At 30.3% G+C, this 19,978-nt stretch carries 25 protein-coding genes; 15 read left to right on the top strand and 10 right to left on the bottom strand.

Going from position 1 to position 19,978, the window contains the following annotated elements:
- The first annotated feature begins 31 nt into the window (after positions 1-31).
- The 3 genes from WDZ98_RS02985 to WDZ98_RS02975 all read left to right on the top strand — a co-directional run bounded on the left by WDZ98_RS02985 (position 32) and on the right by WDZ98_RS02975 (position 4,436).
- Positions 32-1,786: an N-acetylneuraminate synthase family protein gene (locus WDZ98_RS02985; RefSeq protein WP_368056958.1), complete on the top strand. Its 1,755-nt coding sequence runs from the start codon at positions 32-34 to the stop codon at positions 1,784-1,786.
- A 122-nt stretch (positions 1,787-1,908) separates the two neighbouring features.
- The gene (locus WDZ98_RS02980; protein ID WP_368056957.1) at positions 1,909-3,282 is read left to right on the top strand and encodes a hypothetical protein; all 1,374 of its coding nucleotides are present in this window, start codon (positions 1,909-1,911) and stop codon (positions 3,280-3,282) included.
- A 29-nt stretch (positions 3,283-3,311) separates the two neighbouring features.
- Positions 3,312-4,436 (top strand): sulfatase, encoded by a 1,125-nt coding sequence (locus WDZ98_RS02975; RefSeq protein ID WP_368056956.1) that lies wholly within the window; start codon positions 3,312-3,314, stop codon positions 4,434-4,436.
- Here WDZ98_RS02975 and WDZ98_RS02970 read toward each other — a convergent pair.
- From WDZ98_RS02970 to WDZ98_RS02945, 6 genes are all read right to left on the bottom strand, one after another.
- Entirely contained in the window at positions 4,429-5,169 is a 741-nt protein-coding gene (locus WDZ98_RS02970; RefSeq protein ID WP_368056955.1) for an NTP transferase domain-containing protein, read from the bottom strand. The genes WDZ98_RS02975 and WDZ98_RS02970 overlap by 8 nt on opposite strands.
- A gap of 1 nt (position 5,170) precedes the next feature.
- Positions 5,171-5,728, bottom strand: coding sequence for a thiamine pyrophosphate-dependent enzyme (locus WDZ98_RS02965; RefSeq protein WP_368056954.1), 558 nt, complete (start codon positions 5,726-5,728; stop codon positions 5,171-5,173).
- Positions 5,721-6,209, bottom strand: coding sequence for a thiamine pyrophosphate-binding protein (locus tag WDZ98_RS02960; protein ID WP_368056953.1), 489 nt, complete (start codon positions 6,207-6,209; stop codon positions 5,721-5,723). Before WDZ98_RS02960 ends, WDZ98_RS02965 begins: the two co-directional genes overlap by 8 nt.
- Entirely contained in the window at positions 6,206-7,102 is an 897-nt protein-coding gene (locus WDZ98_RS02955) for an isocitrate lyase/phosphoenolpyruvate mutase family protein (RefSeq protein ID WP_368056952.1), read from the bottom strand. The genes WDZ98_RS02960 and WDZ98_RS02955 overlap by 4 nt, the downstream gene beginning before the upstream one ends.
- An 84-nt stretch (positions 7,103-7,186) precedes the next feature.
- On the bottom strand, positions 7,187-7,837 hold the full coding sequence (locus tag WDZ98_RS02950) for a 2OG-Fe(II) oxygenase (protein WP_368056951.1): 651 nt from the start codon (positions 7,835-7,837) through the stop codon (positions 7,187-7,189).
- Between the two features lie 38 nt (positions 7,838-7,875).
- The gene (locus WDZ98_RS02945) at positions 7,876-8,310 is read right to left on the bottom strand and encodes a type II toxin-antitoxin system RatA family toxin (RefSeq protein ID WP_368056950.1); all 435 of its coding nucleotides are present in this window, start codon (positions 8,308-8,310) and stop codon (positions 7,876-7,878) included.
- Between the two features lie 128 nt (positions 8,311-8,438).
- Here WDZ98_RS02945 and WDZ98_RS02940 point away from each other — a divergent pair, with 128 nt between their 5' ends.
- Positions 8,439-9,383, top strand: a complete 945-nt coding sequence (locus WDZ98_RS02940) for an iron-containing alcohol dehydrogenase (protein ID WP_368056949.1) — start codon at positions 8,439-8,441, stop codon at positions 9,381-9,383.
- 3 nt (positions 9,384-9,386) lie between these two features.
- On the opposite strand, the gene WDZ98_RS02935 is transcribed toward WDZ98_RS02940, so the two are convergent.
- Positions 9,387-10,379: an SIS domain-containing protein gene (locus WDZ98_RS02935; protein ID WP_368056948.1), complete on the bottom strand. Its 993-nt coding sequence runs from the start codon at positions 10,377-10,379 to the stop codon at positions 9,387-9,389.
- 60 nt (positions 10,380-10,439) lie between these two features.
- Positions 10,440-10,946, bottom strand: coding sequence for a hypothetical protein (locus tag WDZ98_RS02930; RefSeq protein WP_368057078.1), 507 nt, complete (start codon positions 10,944-10,946; stop codon positions 10,440-10,442).
- Between the two features lie 277 nt (positions 10,947-11,223).
- Between WDZ98_RS02930 and WDZ98_RS02925 the strand changes: the two genes are divergently transcribed.
- The 8 genes from WDZ98_RS02925 to WDZ98_RS02890 all read left to right on the top strand — a co-directional run bounded on the left by WDZ98_RS02925 (position 11,224) and on the right by WDZ98_RS02890 (position 15,199).
- Positions 11,224-11,505: a hypothetical protein gene (locus WDZ98_RS02925; RefSeq protein WP_368056947.1), complete on the top strand. Its 282-nt coding sequence runs from the start codon at positions 11,224-11,226 to the stop codon at positions 11,503-11,505.
- 69 nt (positions 11,506-11,574) lie between these two features.
- Positions 11,575-11,769: a type II toxin-antitoxin system HicB family antitoxin gene (locus tag WDZ98_RS02920; protein WP_368056946.1), complete on the top strand. Its 195-nt coding sequence runs from the start codon at positions 11,575-11,577 to the stop codon at positions 11,767-11,769.
- The gene (locus WDZ98_RS02915; protein ID WP_368056945.1) at positions 11,766-11,981 is read left to right on the top strand and encodes a type II toxin-antitoxin system HicA family toxin; all 216 of its coding nucleotides are present in this window, start codon (positions 11,766-11,768) and stop codon (positions 11,979-11,981) included. The genes WDZ98_RS02920 and WDZ98_RS02915 overlap by 4 nt, the downstream gene beginning before the upstream one ends.
- 121 nt (positions 11,982-12,102) lie before the next feature.
- Positions 12,103-13,161 carry an S-methyl-5-thioribose-1-phosphate isomerase gene (gene mtnA, locus WDZ98_RS02910; protein ID WP_368056944.1) on the top strand — a complete coding sequence of 353 codons (1,059 nt, stop codon included), beginning with the start codon at positions 12,103-12,105 and terminating at the stop codon, positions 13,159-13,161.
- A 36-nt stretch (positions 13,162-13,197) separates the two neighbouring features.
- Positions 13,198-13,836, top strand: coding sequence for a PqqD family peptide modification chaperone (locus WDZ98_RS02905; protein WP_368056943.1), 639 nt, complete (start codon positions 13,198-13,200; stop codon positions 13,834-13,836).
- A 292-nt stretch (positions 13,837-14,128) separates the two neighbouring features.
- Positions 14,129-14,578 (top strand): GNAT family N-acetyltransferase, encoded by a 450-nt coding sequence (locus tag WDZ98_RS02900; protein ID WP_368056942.1) that lies wholly within the window; start codon positions 14,129-14,131, stop codon positions 14,576-14,578.
- A 58-nt stretch (positions 14,579-14,636) separates the two neighbouring features.
- Positions 14,637-14,870, top strand: coding sequence for a hypothetical protein (locus tag WDZ98_RS02895; RefSeq protein WP_368056941.1), 234 nt, complete (start codon positions 14,637-14,639; stop codon positions 14,868-14,870).
- A 146-nt stretch (positions 14,871-15,016) separates the two neighbouring features.
- Positions 15,017-15,199, top strand: a complete 183-nt coding sequence (locus tag WDZ98_RS02890; protein WP_368056940.1) for a hypothetical protein — start codon at positions 15,017-15,019, stop codon at positions 15,197-15,199.
- Positions 15,200-15,321: 122 nt separating this feature from the next.
- Here WDZ98_RS02890 and WDZ98_RS02885 read toward each other — a convergent pair whose 3' ends face one another.
- Positions 15,322-15,969, bottom strand: coding sequence for an SDR family oxidoreductase (locus tag WDZ98_RS02885; protein ID WP_368056939.1), 648 nt, complete (start codon positions 15,967-15,969; stop codon positions 15,322-15,324).
- Positions 15,970-16,211: 242 nt separating this feature from the next.
- Between WDZ98_RS02885 and WDZ98_RS02880 the strand changes: the two genes are divergently transcribed.
- The gene (locus WDZ98_RS02880; RefSeq protein ID WP_368056938.1) at positions 16,212-16,451 is read left to right on the top strand and encodes a hypothetical protein; all 240 of its coding nucleotides are present in this window, start codon (positions 16,212-16,214) and stop codon (positions 16,449-16,451) included.
- Complete coding sequence (locus WDZ98_RS02875) at positions 16,448-16,702, top strand: type II toxin-antitoxin system RelE/ParE family toxin (RefSeq protein ID WP_368056937.1); 255 nt, start codon at positions 16,448-16,450, stop codon at positions 16,700-16,702. Before WDZ98_RS02880 ends, WDZ98_RS02875 begins: the two co-directional genes overlap by 4 nt.
- Positions 16,703-16,815: 113 nt before the next feature.
- On the opposite strand, the gene WDZ98_RS02870 is transcribed toward WDZ98_RS02875, so the two are convergent.
- Positions 16,816-17,451: a Snf7 family protein gene (locus tag WDZ98_RS02870; RefSeq protein ID WP_368056936.1), complete on the bottom strand. Its 636-nt coding sequence runs from the start codon at positions 17,449-17,451 to the stop codon at positions 16,816-16,818.
- Between the two features lie 268 nt (positions 17,452-17,719).
- Between WDZ98_RS02870 and WDZ98_RS02865 the strand changes: the two genes are divergently transcribed.
- Positions 17,720-18,970, top strand: a complete 1,251-nt coding sequence (locus WDZ98_RS02865) for a hypothetical protein (RefSeq protein WP_368056935.1) — start codon at positions 17,720-17,722, stop codon at positions 18,968-18,970.
- The last annotated feature ends 1,008 nt before the right edge of the window (positions 18,971-19,978 follow it).

Here is a 19,978-nt window from a genome sequence, read left to right as displayed (position 1 = left end):
CTGATTAATAATGTATTAACCGATTTAAAACATGTCATTATTTTCTACAAATCATATATTTGTAATAGCTGAAATGGCTAATGCTCATGAGGGAGATCTGGAAAAAGCAAAGAAAATTACTTTGGCTGCAGCAAGAGCTGGAGCAAATGCAATAAAATATCAAAAATTCACAGCAAATGAATTAGCGGAACCCAATCATGAATTATATTCACTTTACAAAAAACTAGAAATGTCCAAAAAAGAATGGAGTATTTTAATAAAATTTGCAAAAAAATGTGGTTTAAAGGTTTTTGTAGATATTTTTGGAATTAAAAGTGCCAAATCTTGTTTAAATCTTGGAGTAGATGGATTTAAAATTCATTCAGCTGATTTAATGAATCCTACCCTTCTTAGATTTCTTTCAAAACAAAAAAATCCTATATTACTTTCAACTGCAGGATGTTTTTTAAATGAAATAGATGAGGCAGTTAAGATTCTACAATTTATACCTAAAGAAATTATCCTTATGCATGGATTTCAAGGATATCCAACTAAATTGTCTGATTTGAATTTAAACAAAATTAAAAAATTAAAGGAAAAATATTCATTTAAAATAGGTATTATGGATCATGTCTCTGGCAGCTCTGAATTATCTTCAATCATTCCAATGGTTGGAATTGGAATGGGGGCTACAATTGTTGAAAAACATCTTACATTGAATAGAGATGAAAAGGGTTTAGATTATTTTTCATCATTAAATCCTGATGAATTTAAAAAAATGATATTACATATAAGAAAAGTTGAAAAAACTTTTGGAAAAGAAGAATTTATACTTTCAAAAAATGAATTAATTTATCGATTAACACATAAAAAAAATCCTATCGCAAAAAAATTTTTAAAAAAAGGTACAAAACTAGATGAAAATTTATTCAATTTCAAACGTACAAAAACAAAAGATTCTGTATCTTTATATGATTTCCTTGGAAAGATTACTTCAAAAAATATCTCTAAGGGAAGTACTCTTAGTAAACATATGATAGATAAAAAATCTCATAAAATTGCTGCAGTTATTGCATGTAGAATACATTCGACTCGATTATTTGCAAAACAAATGCAACTTGTAGGTGATAGACCTATTATTGATCATATGATTAATCAACTTAAAACTTCAAAGATGATTACAGATATAGTTCTCGCAATTAGTTCAAGACCTGGAAATGAAGTTTTTGTAGATTATGCTCTTAAAAATGGAATTAAATTTATAATTGGTGATGATACTGATGTCTTAAAACGTTTAATCAACGGTGCAAAATATGTTAATGCTGATATTATATTTCGAATTACACCCGAAAATCCTTATATTTACTGGGAAGGAATAGATGAAATTTTACAAAAGCACGTTTCTGGTAATTATGATTTTTCAACATGTTTTAATGTGCCATTAGGAACTGGATATGAAGTTGTTAACCTGAGTTCCTTTGAAAAATCTCATAAAGAAGGCTCAAAAAAACATCGTAGTGAACTATGTTCATTATACATTAAAGAGAATATAAATAAATTCAAAATATTCCACATTTCCCCTCCCAAGGAATTTCAAAGATCTGAAATAAGATTGACTGTAGATACTCCAGAAGATCTTTATGTTGCAAGGTCAATTTATGACTCTCTTGGAAAAAAACACAAATTAATTTCCTTAAAAACTATCATTAAATTTTTAGATAATAATCCTGAATTGGCAAAAATTAATTCTGGTGTCCCTTTAGATGTAAGTAGAATTTGGATAGATGACGATCCTTTGAAAAAATAAATTTCTCATTTTTTGATTTAGTCAAAATTTAACGACGAAATTCAAAATATTTTTTATTTCTACATATTGTTTTAATACTCTAAATCGTAATACACAATAATAACTAGATTAGTTGGTATATTATGTTAAAAGAAGAATTGGTTGAAGATAAATTAGAATTAATTAAATCTGGCCAAAATTTTTTAGGCATTTTAAATGATATAAAACGAAGACCTGAAGATGCTGCATTTGAATTAGGCATTACATTGGAAGAAATTAATTTAATAATTTCTGGTCAAAAGACTGTTTCACAAGAAATTTTAGAAAAAGCTGTCAAAATTTGGCCAGTAAATGCAAGAGATTTTTACATAATTCGAGATGACTGTCCAACAGGAATTAAAATAATGACAATGAAAGAATCTGAAAAAAGTAGTAGAATTATGGATAGAGCAGGTAAACACTATTACGAATATCGTGATACTGCTATGAGCTCTGTTGCACCATTTCGCCCTGAATGGATAATGGAATTATGTTATGTAGATGATAATAATCCGAACAATCCTTTAGCACAATGGAATAATGGTCATTTTATGCATCAATTTACTTATTTTATTGGCGAAGTCAATTTCTATTATAAAACATTGAATGGAGAAAAAAAAGTAGCGATAATGAATACTGGAGATTCTATGTATATTACTCCATTTGTATCTCATACATTTACTACAAGAAAAGGAGCAAAACAGAATGGATTGATTTTAGCTCTAACTTATGGAAACAAGCTTACTGGTGATATTCAACAAGAACTTTCTGCATTATCTACTAATCTGGGTTCTGAATTTGCTCTAGATTTTTCAAGTAATAAAAAAACTTCATCATCTCTACTGAAATTCCATAGGGAAATTGCAAATATTTCGTTAGAAGAGCTTTCTAGACGTACAAATATTCTTACATCCGATTTAGAAAGTTTTGAAATAGGTGATCACATTCCATTAAATAATGATCTTAAAAAAATTGCAACTGCATTAGAGGTTAACACAAGAGATCTTATGCCAAATGATAAGATAGAAGATAGAGTAATTATAAAGCATCACAATGACGGAAAAAAATGGTATTTTCCTGAACTAACAAAGGCATATAGTTTCATTGATCTTGCTTCAACTGTAACATTACCATACTCTAAAGCATTTGAAGTTGAGGTTTTAGATTCACAAAATAATGATCTTGATCTAAAAGCTGGGCTTCATCAATATATTTACAATATTGGAGATACTCCAGTTAAACTAACTTGGGAATTTGATGGAAAGCAGTTATCCAAAAATATTAACTCAGGAGATTCAGTATATGTAAAACCATTTGTCAGGCATAATTTCAGAGGAAAAGGTAAAATTTTGATTTTACGAATTGGAGGAAAAATTGTTGGTGATTCTCAGCGAGAATTATCATTTGTTGGAAGAGAAAATGCCAAACGAGCAATTGCAGAAACTATGCAATGGTTTGACTCAGAAGGTAAACATTAGAAGCATATTACAAATATTTTAAGATAAAAATGAATAAAAAAAATTTAATTATAGTTATGATTGATGGAGGAAGGTTAGATCGTGCTTTACATTCTCCAATTTTTAATAAATTAAAATCAAAATCTGTATTTTTCTCTCAATCTATTACATATGGACCCCATACAATAGCAGCAATGCATGCAGTGTTTAGTGGTTCATATGGAACTAGAACTGGTACAAATAGTTATTGGTCTACATTCAAATTTAAAAAAGATAAATTCAAAACGATTACAGAATATCTTAAGGAAAATAATTACTATACATATGCCGATGTTATTAATGAACTTGTTGTACCCAAGCAAGGATTTGATAAATACATAGTTCACGATGAAATAAATGATGATTTAACTCAACGTCATAAAGATTTACTACAAAATGTAACTCAGAAATTAAAATCAGACCAAAATTTCTTCCTATATTTACATTATAGTAATATTCATACTGGTATAATGACTCAAGTTCTAAAAAAATATACAAATTTTAGTAAAGAATATTTTGAACATCGAAAACAAAATGAGGAACGATATGATTTGTTATTTCATTCAGCTGAAAATTATTTTGATGAACTTTTTAATAAAATATATGAATTACAATTAGATGAAAATTCAATCATACTTGTAATGTCAGATCACGGTGTTAGTGTGGGTGAAAAATTTGGAGAGCGAGCATATGGAGTATTTTGTTATGATTATACATTAAGATCATTTACATATTTTATGGCAAAAGATTTTGCCCCTAAAGAAATTACCCAACAAGTACGAACAATTGATTTTATGCCTACAATATTGGAATATCTTGGAATCAAATTAAATCCTGAATTTGAACATCTGGATGGTATTTCATTAATACCATTAATCAAGGGAGAAAATATTCAAGAACAATTGGCATATTCTGAAACTGGAAACCCATTGGACAAAAAAGAACCTCCCAAGGAACCAAATACAATGTCAATTCGTTCATCAAAATGGAAATTAATCTATAATCAGCATAACCAAACAAAGGAACTTTATGATTTGGAAAATGATCCAAAAGAAGAAAAAAATCTAATTGGAACTGATTTGCAAATTGAAAAAAGTTTATGGGATGAATTAAAAAATATTCAGAATACTATTTGAACATTATTGATGCTTTTTCTAAATCCTGATTTGTGTCTATTTCACACCATTTTCCAGTAACAATTATTGGTTTAACATTGACTTTAGAATTTACTAATTCTTGAATTATGTCAGTAAGATATCCTTTATGTAGAGAAGGAGCATTTTGGAAAGATCCTTTATGGAATCTTTCAAGATCAAGGAATTTTTTTACAAATATTTTGGAACCTTTAGCTGAAAGTTTCATAATTCCTAAAAATTCACCAATATTATTTTTATTTATAATGTGTTTTCGAATCTCTAAAACTTTATCTCCATCTAATAAAACATTTTCTGCTTCTTCTGTTGTATGTTCTGTTCGATTTTCATAGTTTTTCTCCCAGTTCATATCAACTGCAATTCCAATATCAACATCAGATTCAATAATTTTTGATAATATCGAATAATCAAATATTATATCAGAATATACAATTAATACATCTCCAAAAATGTAATCTCGTGCGGCCATTAGACTACCCAAAATATCATGATGTTGATAGTTGATATCTTCTACATATACTGCATTTGTGAAAGTGAACTTTTCTTTATGAGGTCCAGTAATTATTACAAATTTGTCATATTGAATTTTTTCAAACATCTCTTGTTGATATTCCATTATAGTTTTTTCATTAACTTTAATCAAATATTTTGGGAGATCTTTAGTTTTAATCCCAAGTCTTTTTCCAGTTCCAGCAGCAATTACTATAATGTTCATTTTAACTATTGATTGCTTTCATAAATCTGGTTTTTATTAATGTAGGTTCAATGTCTATTCTTTTACTAACATATTTACTTTTTTCTATTTTAATTAATAGAAGTATGGGACCATTAATTTTTTTTATTTTTATTAAAATTGATTTTAAAGATTTTTCGGAATCTGTTTTAAAAATTTTATAGTTTGTATTTTTAGCAAGCAGATCAATTTTTACTGATGATGAATTTGTTGGTTGACCTCCTGTGGATTCATGAGCATTATTATCAAATATAACATGAACCAAATTTTTTGGTTTTAATGAACTGATTGTTACTAGAGATCCAAGATTCATCAAAATATTCCCATCTCCATCAAAAACATGTACACGTTTTTTTGGTTTTTTTAATGCCAATCCAAGACATATTGATGAAGCAAGTCCCATAGAACCTATCATGTAAAAATTTGACGGTCTATCTAAAACTTCATGCAAATCCCTACTCATAAATCCATTAGCAGATACTGCTATGTCTGATTTTGTAAGTGATCTCACAACAATTTCTACAGCTTTATGTCTAATCAAGAAATTCTCTCCTTACAATTAACGCACAAAATTTGTCTTCTTTAATTTTTTTTAGTGCCCAATCACAACTTTTTCTCCAATTGTTATCTGTAATAATTTTTGATTTCAAACCTAATATTTTTATCAAATCTGGTTGAATCTTTCCAATTTTGGTGTGTTCTGGTGCGTCATCTTCTCTATATCCACGCCAACCAATCAAAAAAATCATTGGAATATTATAAAGTTCTACTAATGATGTAATGGTACTCAAAGAATTTGCAAAACCTGCATTTTGCATAAAAACTAATGATGGACTTTTAGACATACTCATTCCAGCTGAAATTCCAATCGCTTCTTCCTCTCTGGTTGTAATAATTATTTGTTTTTTCCTTAAACCTTGATCTACAAAATACTTTAACGTAGAATCTGGAACTCCCACAAAATTTTGTATTCCGTTTTTATTTAAATAATCAAAAATATTACGTTGTTCTTTTTCCTTCAATTAACATAGCCCATTTTTTTTAAGTTAGTTTTAATCATTTCTTCTTCATTTTTAAGGTCATACATTTTTTGTAATTTAAAAATATCTTCCATAGAAGAAATTTGCCCATTAATTTTTTCAAGACTCTCTGAATTTTTTATTTGTTCTAAAATTTGATTCATTGCTGTGTATGATGCACGTAACGTTTGATTTGCATAAATTACCATACTTATATCATGTTTTTTCAAGTCATTTAATTTTACATTTGGATATGATGTAGGAACAATAACTATTGGAATATTTCCATTCCATGTATCCACAAATTCAAATATTTCATTTGGTGTATTTTGTTTAGAATGAATTAAAATTGCATCTGCTCCTGCTTTTTCATATGCTTTTGCACGTTTTATTGCCTCATTCATTCCTAGATTTGCAATTAATGCTTCAGTTCTAGCTATTATTGTAAAATTAGGATTTTTTTTGGCTTCTTTTGCTGCAATTATTTTTGCAACAAATTCTTTTTCAGAAAGTAGTACTTGTGTACCTCCTTCAAGAAGACTATTCTGTTTTGGAAATACTTTATCTTCAATACTAATTGCAGCGACACCTGCATTCTCATATTTTTTTACAGTATAACTTACATTGCTAGGGCCTCCAAATCCTGTATCACAATCAGCAATTACTGGAATACTACAAGCATCTACCATCGATGTTGCTACATTTAGAAATTCTGTCATTGTCATAATGCTTGCATCAGGTAAAGCACGTGTGGCAGAAATTGCAAAACTACCTGCCCAAATAGCATCAAATCCATGTGTCTCAACAATCTTTGCAGACATAGCATCAAATGCTCCACCCACTTTGACTAAATTACCCGAGTTTAGTTTTTTTCGTAAAATATTAGTTTGAGACATGAATTGTCATTCCTATCCAATGTTTTATTATTAAGGTATACAAAATTTTCACGTAATAATTAATTATATTCTGATTAATTGATGTTATATAAGTGCAAAAGAAACCGCTTGTCTTCTTACATCCTTTATGATAAATCTTGAGCCATGCCATGAATTAGGAGTTTCTTCAAAACAAACTAAACTATTATCTAAATTATATGGTTCAAAAATGAGGCTTGACTCATCCTCGTTTTCACATATGTAAGTTCCACCAGGATCTCCTTTTTGCCATCCTTTGTTGAAATACATTAGTACATTAATTCTAGAATTAGGTGAACCATCAGGATTAGTATATCCATCTATATGTGGTAAACTAAAATCTCCCTTATGAGAATTAATGAATCCAACACGTACCACTTTTTTAAATTCTATCCCTGTAAATTTTGACATGTTTTCTACAAAATCTTCAGTAGCTAAATATCTAAAAAACTTATTCCATGCATAGCTGAATTTGGGATTTTCTTTTTCTAGAAATTGTTTCGGATCCTCTAATTCCATATTTCTAGATGAACGAGAATAATCTTGATAATGCTTCCAAGATTCATCATATTTTGGATATGTTTCATATAGATCTTCATAAAATTCTTTATTGAACACATCTTCAACAAATGCAAATTTGAATGGTTTATTATTTTTGAAAGTTTCACTATTTTTAAAATAATTCTCCCAATTCATTATTCCGTCAAAGTCATCCATACATTTCATGGAAAATTAACTCCGTATTAAAATTATGCTTAGATTAGTTTTGCATTCATTTTGTATAGAAAACCAGTTAGTATGATTTTATATTTTTGTTTAATTATTGGACTTAAAATTTTATATTTCAAGGAAATTTTATAATCCGCATTCACTGAAACTTTGGTTCCAGATTCTTTTTTTTCAAATAAAACATCAATAATTGTCCCTTTAAAAGGTCCAAAAATTATTTCAGAATGTGTTTGTTTACCTCCAATCATTGTATGTTTAGATTTTTGAATTATTTCATGACTAAATAAACTTCTAAAAATTAAAATTTCCTCTGTAATGGTTTCATTGTTAGTTTTTTCTAGAATTTTGACGCTTTTAATTGATGATTCTAAATACTGTGGGTAGTCTTCAAATGAGGTTGCCAGTTCTATCAGTTTATCTGTAGGTGCTGGTAAATTGATTGAAAATTCTATATCTGACATTTAATTTTATTTTTATGACAACCTATAAAATCGTTATTTATAATAAAAATTATATCAATCTGTAATATTTTTAAAATAGATGTCTCAATACTTTATAATCAAGGTTGAGAGTATGTGCATAGAATTCAATGTTTACAATTAAACAACCATCAACTATAGTATTTGGTAATAAATCCGCACAAAATTTTCCATTACCAGAAAATTCATTAGTTATTACTTCTAACGGGGCAAAATCACGTGGATGGTTTGATTATATTGGATTAAAAAATGCAAGTATTTTTGATAATGTTGAATCAAATCCTTCATTTACAACTGTAGAAAAAATCTTAAATGAATTCAAAACAAGTGAATTTTCATCTATAATTGGAATTGGAGGGGGAAGTTCACTTGATGTTGCCAAATTTGTTGCCTTTAAAATGAAAAAAAGAAAATTTTTAATTCCAACCACTTTTGGAAGTGGAAGTGAAGTAACTAGAATATCAGTTTTAAAGATTAATGGAAAAAAACAAAGTTTTCATGATGATGCATTATTTGCTGATGTTGCAATTATAGATTCACATTTTATTCAAAATTCATCTGACAAAGTAATCAAAAATTCTGTTATTGATGCTTGTGCTCAAAGTACAGAAGGTTATGATAGTAAATTAGGAAATATTTATACAAAATTCATGTGCGAGAAAGCGTTTGATCTTTTAGAAAATGGAATTATACATAAAAATTATGAAAATATAGTTTTAGGTTCATTATATGCAGGATTAGGTTTTGGAAACTGTTCTACTACTCTTGGACATGCGCTATCATACGTATTTTCTAATGAAGGAATTCCTCATGGGCATGCATTAGCATTTACCACTACAGTTGCTCACAAATTTAATAATTCAAAGTTTTATACAAGATTCAAACATCTGGTAGAAATATTAAATTTTGATCCTATTCATTTAAATCAACATATGAAAGATGCCGTAAAATTAATTCAAAAAGATAGAAAACATCTTGATAATAATCCAAAGGTTGTTTCAGATGCTGATATTGTAAATTTATTGACATTAATTAACAATCAACAAGTTTTTTGATAGTTATAATCTTTTTTTGATAAAATCAATTGACTTTACTGGAGTAGGATCAGTCCCTGTTAGAATTGCCTTGTAAATTGAACAGTAATCTAAAATGTAAACTAGATTTATCAATTTTGATAAAATGCTTCCCTCAACAGAAGTAATTTCGCTATAGATTATTTTATTTTGATTAAAATACTCTTTAATTATATTCCATCTTTCTTTCGTTTTTGGATGATCATCCTTTCCTTGAATTAGAAATGGTTTAACATTACTCTCTTTTTCCCATGAAACAATCCCATTATGACATGCTTCTAGCACATCTTCAGCAGTTGCATGAATTTTGGCATTTTCTTGTAGCACATTTTTGAATCTAACTGCAGCTGATTGTAATCCAAATGGATAGTATATCATAGGAATACCTGTAATCTCTTTTGCGATATTGATGGCTGGATTATTCTCAGTTAGATTTGTAGAACTAATTTTTTTACCAATTTTTTCTAATTCTGTTATGGATTCCAAAATATCTTCTTGTTTGATTTCAAGTTTTGAGTGCACTACTTTCAACATGGTATACAAGTAAGAAGTAAAAGAAGCTCGAGGAGAGTGATATTTAGTAACAAGTCGGTGTTCAATGTTATTTTTTTTACAATACTCTAACATCTTTCCTCCAGAGGAAAATGCAATGACTTTGCTTTTTAATTTAAAAGCAGAATCTAATACAGTCAAAGTCTCAGCAGTATTCCCTGAAACGCTAACTGCAATGACTAGTGAATTAGAATCCACTGTTGTGGGTAGAAGATATCCCTTTACAACATTGACATGAATCTTTGTTTTTGATAAAACAGATGAAAACATGTCTCCAATAGCACCAGAACCACCCATTCCAGCAAAAACAATATGATCAATATTATCAAAATCTACTGGCTCGTGATGTGATTCAAATGATTTACGTGCAATCTCTGGCCATGAATCATAGATTTTGTACATTCCCTGAGTGTCTATTTTGTCCATTGTTGCAATGTCTAGCAATACGATTCAAGATATCCAAAAACAATATAACAATTTGTAAATCTAAAAGTCCTTTAGAAGTCTAGAGTACATGTTTGCATAGTTGTGTCTGCCTGATGATTTTAGCAATTTCTGATATTCTTTGAATTTATCTGCCTCCGTTCTTCTCCGAACCTGCGAATCATAAAATTCCTCACTAACAGAAGGACCAACAATACTAGGATCGACTTTAAGCTTGTATTCTTTGCCATACCCTCCCCTGCCACGAGAATAAGCACGGGATACCAAAATTCCAGTGTTTTCAAGTTCGACTAGCAAGTCAGATACACGCCTGTACTTTAGCGGGTTATACTCTTTTGATACAATTTCAGTGTATTTTTTAAAGATGTGTGAGGTTGCACTCCACGACTGTTCTTTTACAATGGCAAGTGAGACGATAGCCCCTACAACACATCTCATGTGGTATGACGCATTTGCAACAATCTCATCTATTCTGTCTTTTTGGATTATTTTTTGAGCTTTTTCAACATCGTCTTTTTTTATTGCACCGTCACAAATCTCTCCTGCCACTCGCAGCAAGTCAAGTGCACGTCTTGCATCACCATGGTCTGAGGATGCAAGCTTTGCACAATGATTTTTGAGGGTAGAACCATAGAGTCCAGATATCTCTTTTCTGCAAATACAGAATTTTTCTTTTCAATTTTTTCCTAATCTCTGTGATCTTTTTTCTAGTTAGTTTCACTGGCGACACATATATAAATTTCAGAAAAATAACTGAAACTATCATAGGATCCAAACCCCAAGTCAGCTGAAAATCCAAGGTAAAGAATAAATCGATAGTTCAGTCTTGCGATCTCAAATAGTTAAATTCTATAGATATCTACATACACATACGGAACAAACATCAATTGCAGTATCCAAAGAGTCAAAGGAAAAATGGGAAAAATTCAAAAATCACAAACATGAATCCTTTGAGGCAATGATTAATCGAATTTTAAAATCTCAATTTGAAGAGGATGCTGAACTACTTACTGATGTAGATATTTTAGAAATTGAACAATCCATCAAAGATATCAAAAAGGGTAAATTTAAGACATTAGAACAAATGAAAACAAAATACAGCCTATGATTCATAACTTGGACTAGACTGGACATCAGATAAGGAAACTTAAATAATTCAAGATGATAATTGCATAGTATGTCAGTTAAGATAAAAGATATCAAAACCAAAGTGATCAAAGAAGATGACGGTTTCTATTCTATTGCATGTTCTGCATTAGGAGTTTACAGTACAGGTAAAAATTTACAGGATGCCAAAAAAAACTATCTAAAAGCACTTGAGCTTCATTTGTCTGTATTGAAAGAAAAAGCAACAGAAGCAATTGCAATTTGAAAAAACTTTCTCCAATAAGTGGTAGAGAATTAGTCAAGATCCTTTGTAATCGATTTAATTTCCAACCAATAAGACAAAAGGGAAGCCATGTAACGATTACAAATGGAACTATTCACGTTACTGTACCATTAAAGGAAATTCGTGTAGGACTACTTGGGGTAATTTTGAGAGATTGTAACATATCAAGAGAACAATTCTTGAAAGAAGTTTAATGACCAAATTTGGATCATATCTGTACTATTTTGATTTTCAGAGTCTTTTTTAATTAACATAAATTATTTGACAAAGCATTTTTCCAATTGATTTTTAAAAAGCCTGATTTTAATACGAATAATGGACAATACTGCAATTGATTCTTCTCTAAGAACTGTAGAATGGAAAGACAACAAAGTAATCATGATTGATCAGACCAAGTTACCAAACCAACTAGTCTTTGTAGAATATGATGATTATAATCAAGTAGCAGATGCCATTAGAACTCTGGTTGTAAGAGGGGCTCCAGCTATTGGAGTATCTGGTGCATTTGGATTGGCATTAGCTGTATTGCAAAGTAAATCTGTAACAAAAGATACATTATTACAAGATCTTGAAAAAGCAAGAAAAATTCTATATGATACAAGACCTACTGCTGTAAATCTGAAATGGGGATTGGACAAAATTATGAAAATTGCAAATTCTGGAGATTCAGTTGATCAGATAAGACAGCTAGTAATTAGTGAAGCAAAAAAAATGGCAGAAGAAGATATTGAGATTAACAAAGCAATGGGGAAGAACGGCTCTATACTATTTGATAACAACGATACTATAATGACTCATTGCAATGCAGGAGCTCTAGCTACGGTAGCATACGGAACAGCACTAGGTGTTATCAGAGCAACAAGAGAGAGTGGAAAAAATGTCAAAGTTATAGCTACTGAGACAAGACCAATCCAGCAAGGTTCTAGACTGACAGCATTTGAATTAAAACATGACGGATTTGATGTAAGCCTAATTCCAGATACTGCTGTAGGCTATTCCATGGCAAACGGACTAGTGAATAAAGTTATAGTCGGAGCTGATAGAATTGTAAAGACAGGACATGTCTTTAACAAAATTGGAACTTATCAGGTAGCTACAATGGCAAAACAACATGGAATTCCATTTTATGTTGCAGCACCACTATCTACAATTGACTTGGAAACCAAAGCCGAAGATGTAATCATTGAAATGCGAAAAGGTTCTGAAGTAACTGGAATTGGTGATAAAAAAACAGCACCTGATGATATCAATGTGATAAACCCTGCATTTGATATGACTCCGCCTGAACTAATTTCAGGAATCATTACAGAAAAAGGTGTGGCTACAGCACCATATGACCAATCAATTCCAAAATTATTTCAAGCTAATAATTAGAAAGTTTTTATTGTTTTTCAAACTGCACCATACAATATGAGTACTGTATCTGTGCAGGCAATTGAGGATTCTTTGAAACTATGTATGGATCCCGAAGTTCCTCTAAACATTGTAGAGATGGGATTAATCTATAATATTGATGTCACAGAAAACAATGACGTTAACATCAAAATGACAATGACTACTCAAGGCTGTCCATTACATGAAACTCTAGTTGCAGATGCAACAAGGTATGCCAAAAAAGTTCCTGGAGTAAATAGTGTTAAGATAGACATTGTGTGGGAACCTGCATGGTCAATGGATAAAATGAGTGAAGAGGGAAAAATGAAACTAAAAAGCATGGGTGCTGCAATGAGTACTCCTGCACCAATTAACTATGAAACTGCATTGCCTCAAGGAGTTGGAAAACTAATACAACAAGAAGATGGCTCTATGGTATTGGCAAACGAGCATGATCAGGGATTTATGGTGAACCAGGCAATAGTTGATTTTTGGAAGTCATGTAACGGACAACGCAAAGTAACTGAACTGGTAGAAGTTTTTGCCCAACAGACAGGACTGCAAAGAAACCAAGTTGAAAAAGAAGTCATGCAGTTACTACAGCAACTGCGAGAAGGTGGATTGATTGCAATTGCGGGTCAACCAGACACTCCAAATGTTGAATTTAAAAAATAAATCAAGCTAACAAATACACTAATTATATTTCTCAGACTGACTATTCTCAAATGTTGAAAATTTACTAATCTCTAACAAAGTTTGATTCAGACAACAATTATGGGTTTGATATACGTCCACAATATGGTAAATGTCTATCTGTAATGAAAAAGGGAGACAAGTTTGACTCTAAACAACTTGTAAATGATCACAGAAATGAATTATGCCCAAGGCTAGATTAAATAACATTCTAAAAATAAACTCTACGAAGATTTCTTTATTACATACATTTTGTTTTAGAATTTGTATACTTTTGACTAGAAAAGATTTTGTCCTGAATCTGCCTTTTAGGGAAATAACTCCATCTGATGCAGAACAACCGTTTGCTAATGAATTACAGCCAATTAACCACATTGATCTTTCATATTTAGTAAATTTGAATATTGAAAACAGACACATCTTTGTTTACGAACTTGACGGAAAAGTTCTTGCCTTTATGACATTTTTGAACAGAGAAGATCATTTTCATCTGGATTTAGTTGAGGTAAACCGTTTGCATGATGAATCCAAATGTGTCAAGCCCGGCTTTATGCTAATTACACTTCTTGAAAATCTATCAAGAGGATCAGGGCATTCCAGAATTACTTTGCATTCAATCCAGGACCGTATACACTACTATCAAAATTTGGGATACCAAGTAACTGGGAATCCAATACCTAATCCTGACTATGGGCCCCTCACACCCATGGAAAAAGCACTTTAAATTTGGGTGTCCCCATTTGGGGACAATGTTTAAATGCTTACTATGCTCATACTATAGTATGACAAAAACAAGACGAACAGTCAATTTTAGTATTGAGTTAGACGGTGTACTGGGATTATTGGCTTCATCTTCACAGCAAAACTTGTCAGAGTTTTTAGAATACAGACTAAGAGAGATTCCAGAAGTTAAAAACATGCTGCAAAAAATAAGAACAGTTCCAGAAATGCCACCAATGGTAAAAGGAAAGATCCCAAAACCTGTTCATAATGAATCAGAACTACTGTCTGCCTAGACTGATACAATCTCTTCAATGGACTCATCATCAAGATAATCTGAAATGTTTTCCATGGTATCGATGAATCGTGTTGAATCAATCATGATTTCAAAAGTATTGGAATTGAAACTACGGATGATCCTCGTAAAACAATTGGCAATGCAATGTCAATAATATACATCAAATATTTTCCTGTAGAGAAAATAAAATTTAATGAATATGAAACAAAAACAAGTGCAAATGAAATCATTAAAGCAAAAGTTGCAGATGATCACACTGAAAGAGAAGCAATGAAAAACGATTCAAAAGAAGACAGTATGTTTATCCCACAATCAATGTATCGATAACAACATAAATTACAATTCATACATCTTAAACAATAATATCTCATCTTTCCTTGAAGCACATTTTAGTAACAAGCAGACAAAAAATCATAGATAAACTTACACCCAAAAATTGCATGGTTTTCCTAAAAAATATAGTTTGAGTTTGCACCATCAAAGTTTATTGTAACTCCAGATAGATATTTTATCTTGTTTTCAATTATTGCTTTGACAAAATTTCCAATCTCTTGTGGCTCGCCAAGTCTTTTCATGGGTAATGATTTTTCAAATTCTTGAACATTTTCTATTAATTCTTGTGTCCTATCTGTATTAATTGGACCTGGTGCAATGTTGATGCAACTGATGTTTTTTTGAGCGTACTCCTTGCTTAATACTTTGAAAATCTCTGCAAATGCTGCACGATATGCTGATGATATTATCAATTTTGCATTTGGCTCTTTGATTACACTTGAACTTATCAAAAATATGTATCCACCATCATTAATTTTGATATTTTGTAGAATAGTAACAAACCCCAAGAATAATTGATTGTGGTATAGTTTCCAATCATCTTCTGTTATGGTTGCAAATGGTTTTGGTACAGGACCTCCTGTGTTTAGAACTAGAATGTCTGTTTGATTATGATTCTCTAGAAATTTCCTCACACTATTCAAATCTGATGTATCAATGTCTTTTTTTGATGCTGCAAAAACATCAATCTCTATAGATTTTAGAGCATCTGAGATTGCCTTGCCAATCCCTCGTGAACCGCCAAGAACTATGGCACTAGTCATATATTTTCAAAATAATTCAAGATAATTAAATCTCTTGTAACTGTCTTTTCCCGGTAAATTATTTTTTGTATGCCTTGGAGCGATGTTTTACTCCAAGTGTGAATGACACCATGTTATTACAAAAATTGTGTATGAATCAAACACACATGTGAAAAAAGTCTATTGCAACAACTGATTTAGGCATTGATCTTGATACACACAAAAATTAAATATTTAATTACTATAATACACTATAGTATACTATGGTAGAAACCACAACTATTCAGATCTCTAAAGAGATCAAACGTAAACTTGAGACTCTAAAAAATCACAAACAAGAGACGTATGATGCATTATTAACACGATTTTTACAAATTGTAACTGATGATGATTCTGGTCTGCTTACTGATGATGACCTTCTAGAAATTGAACAATCCATGAAAGACCTCAAAGAAGGAAAATACATTACAAATAAGCAACTCAGAAAAGAACTCGGTCTATGACATGGACTGCTGTTTGGTCCGATATTGCCAAAAAACAACTAAAAAAACTACCCAAAGACGTTCAAACACGCATTTTAGATAAAGTCGATGAAGTTGAATTAGATCCATTTACATACATTTCAAGATTAACTGGAACCAAATTTTTTAAACTCCGAGTTGGTGATTATAGATTAATAATTGACATAATAAATGATAAACTGCTTTTACATATTCTAAAAACAAAAAAACGTTCAAACGTTTACAAAGATTGAAATGGTAAATATTCTTTAATTTTACTTTCAATAGGTATTGTTTTAGCTATTTTAGGAATGAACCTAAGAATATTTTTGCTAAGATTTATTTCGCAAGCCTCAAAAGATTTGAGTTAATTAATTCTTGATCCTAAATCACTACTAATCTGTGATGGGGTTGATGGGAATTTATCTCCTATCCTGTTCCCTGCAATCACGGCTGCTTCTTTTAGAATATTTTCAGTTTCCTCATTTGATGTGCTATCTAATTCAAAGCTTCCACCAAACGAATCTGTCATCATTCCGCCCAAAAGATTTGACATTACTTCAAATTCAGCGCCTGCTTGTGGGATGAACCTACCTAATGCCGGTCCTATTGAACGCATCATGCCAATCACTGGTCCCAATGTAACCATTGCATCTCCCAGTTCATTCATAGTTGATAATCTTAATTGAATTTGTTCAAGTGCAAGTTTAAGATTGCCTAATAATTTCTCATTCTTTCTTAATTCTACAAGCTCGTTTGCAAGTACTCTGCCTGTAGTTTTATCATGCTTTTGTTGTGCAACAATAATTCTACTAAATAATTTTGCATCTTTTTCTTGTAGTTTTTTGTGCATATAGTCAATTTTTGAAAATGTTTGATTGAGTTTTCCAACAGATTGTTGTATTCGTGGTTTAAGTGGAGGTTCTTTTTTAATCATGCCATGAATCTGATCATTTAATCCTGGCTTTTGTGTTTTATTCCAATTATCTTGAAACGTTGGCATGTTCTTTGTATAAAAAAATTTTCTCAAATTATTGCCAGTATACTAAAGTACACCAACTGAATAATATTTTCAATCTGATGGTGATTTTTGATATTTTTAGTTGATTTATCAAGCCTATATGATCAACCGCCATCTTTAAACTCATTATTTTCAAAAATATTTTATTAATTTAATTAGAATGTTTTACTAAAATTTCCTAGTTTTATATTCAAACATATCTATAATTCTGCAAGTTTTTATCATAGGACGCTTATGCTCGAATGTCCGTATGGCACTTTCCTCTTCTATAATGGAAGCTCTGAAAACATTAGAACCTAATACACTAAACTCATCATCGTTTTCATTTTTTGAATTTTTTAAATATGATACAGATGATCTACGAAATGAAAAAATACTTTTAAAGAAAGATTTGATTGAACGATATAAAAAATCTATAAGACAAAAACCAACTATTTCAAGTACACTAAAAAGCGATTTCTATGCATTTACCAAAACTCTAGGTAAACTTCACCTAGCTGATGATCTTGATGATATGCTAGATGACATTAAATGGGAAAAAATTACTGAGATTTGCAATATTCTTCGCAAGATTGAGACAAGTAATGAAAAAAAAATTCGATGGGCATTATTGTTTCTACTTTCTAAAGAAAATGAAATTCTTATTGATGCTCTAAAACTATTACTTGTAAACTTCAAAATACCAAATATTGAAAGACTATTAGAAAAAATAATCAAAACCGAGGTAAATTCTGGACTAGATGTAAAATTTGAAGGTAAAAAACTTGTTATGGGTACTGAACAAAGACTTGCAGAACATTACATTGCAGATGCAATAGAGGAAAAATCTAGAAGATCCCCTGGTGAAATTGAAAAAGAAGTTTTGGAATTACTTGACGAGGGTTCATACTCTAATCAAGAGATTTCTCAAATTATTGATGTTGATGAGGCTGTAGTTTCAAGAGTAATGACAAAATTAAGAAATCAAAATAAACTGGTATTATCGAGTTTTGGAAACAAAGGATTTCGATACTATACTACAAATTGTCAAAATTGTCCCTTTGGAAAGACTCTGTCTTCGTGTAGAAAAGATGCAATATCAGATATTGTAAACACATTCAAAGATGCACATGGCGTAGATCTGACTTCTCAAGACTTTGAAGGAATTGAATCCAATCAAGCTTTACTAAATATTAAAAGGACTGTTATAATGTCTAAAAAATTCACAATGACAAAACTAGAATCAAACATGTATGAAAATTTTGAAAAATTATTCCAAACAGTGGTAAAAAATTCTATAGAGATTAAACATGATAAGCATACAAAATCACGAGAGATTGTAATATCCCCTAACATGTCAAAGTTACCAAAAATCTTCCAAATTGGATTAAAGATAGGTATACAATATGAAATTCAATTAATGAAAAACTTGGTAAACGAAACTAAAAAAGACCAATCTTTTGACATTCTATCAAAAATGATCAAAGACAGTAACAAAATTTTACAATCTATTGGAAACTGAAATCAGAATTTTGTATAATCGCTGATTGGTGATATTAAGACTGGATTGTATGTAGAAATTTGTTATTGTATTAACTTGCAACAACTTTTTTCTGTGCCCATACCTGTTCATTGATAACATGGCATTTACAATCCGCGGATTTTCCTTTACAGTTTTTTTGATGTAGTGGTTTGTTACATTTATGACAGTTTGGATCTCTCCAGCTTGCTTGATTTCCACAACTAGTGCATCTCATTATTTGTTAGACCTTGAACAAATAGTTGTAAACAAAATATTAAACAAAATGATAATTGACTTAAACTATCAGGAAATCAACTGGTTACCATAGTTTAGTTTATACTCATTTTTCTTGTGGTTAAAATTATTTTAGAATAATGATTTTTTTTGACAAGCATGCCTGATGAATCATGTAGATATTGTGGAAATTTGTCCAAACTATGATATCCAAGATTCCACATCTCATTTAGCATCCAGAATGATTTGTGAATTTCTTGCTTCTTCAAAAATACAACATAATATTCCGCCCATTTAATAATAAAAATAAAAAAAATCTTATGTTTTAATTAGTTAAAAAAATCATTATTATTTTTTCTTTTTATCCAAATATTGTCACTTCCGCCATCTGTTTTATCTAATATGATAAAACATGATTAGATTATGATCTAGAATGGATTTTCAATAACTAGTTGTTCTTACATGGTTTAAAAATCAATTACTTTTCTTTGCATGAAGATATATCATTTTCAAGTATGTTTATTACAAAAATTTCTGGTGATTTTTTATGGATTTAGATAAAGTTAGAACAGTAGATACTGATGATGATTATTATGATGATGATTTTGGTGACGATGATGATTATGACTATTCTGATTAGTAATGATTAGAGAATTCTTTGGTTTTATCTGGGATTTAATTACAGGTAACTAACAATTAAATAATTTTTACAAATCAAACTTTTCAAACTTGTATTAAAACCATCAGTACGATTTGATCTAGGAATTTCTACGA

This window comes from Candidatus Nitrosopumilus sp. (assembly GCF_040878665.1).
Classification (GTDB): Archaea; Thermoproteota; Nitrososphaeria; order Nitrososphaerales; family Nitrosopumilaceae; genus Nitrosopumilus.
The sequence above is the reverse complement of the archived record's forward strand: the minus strand, read 5'-3'. Positions and strand labels throughout refer to the sequence as shown.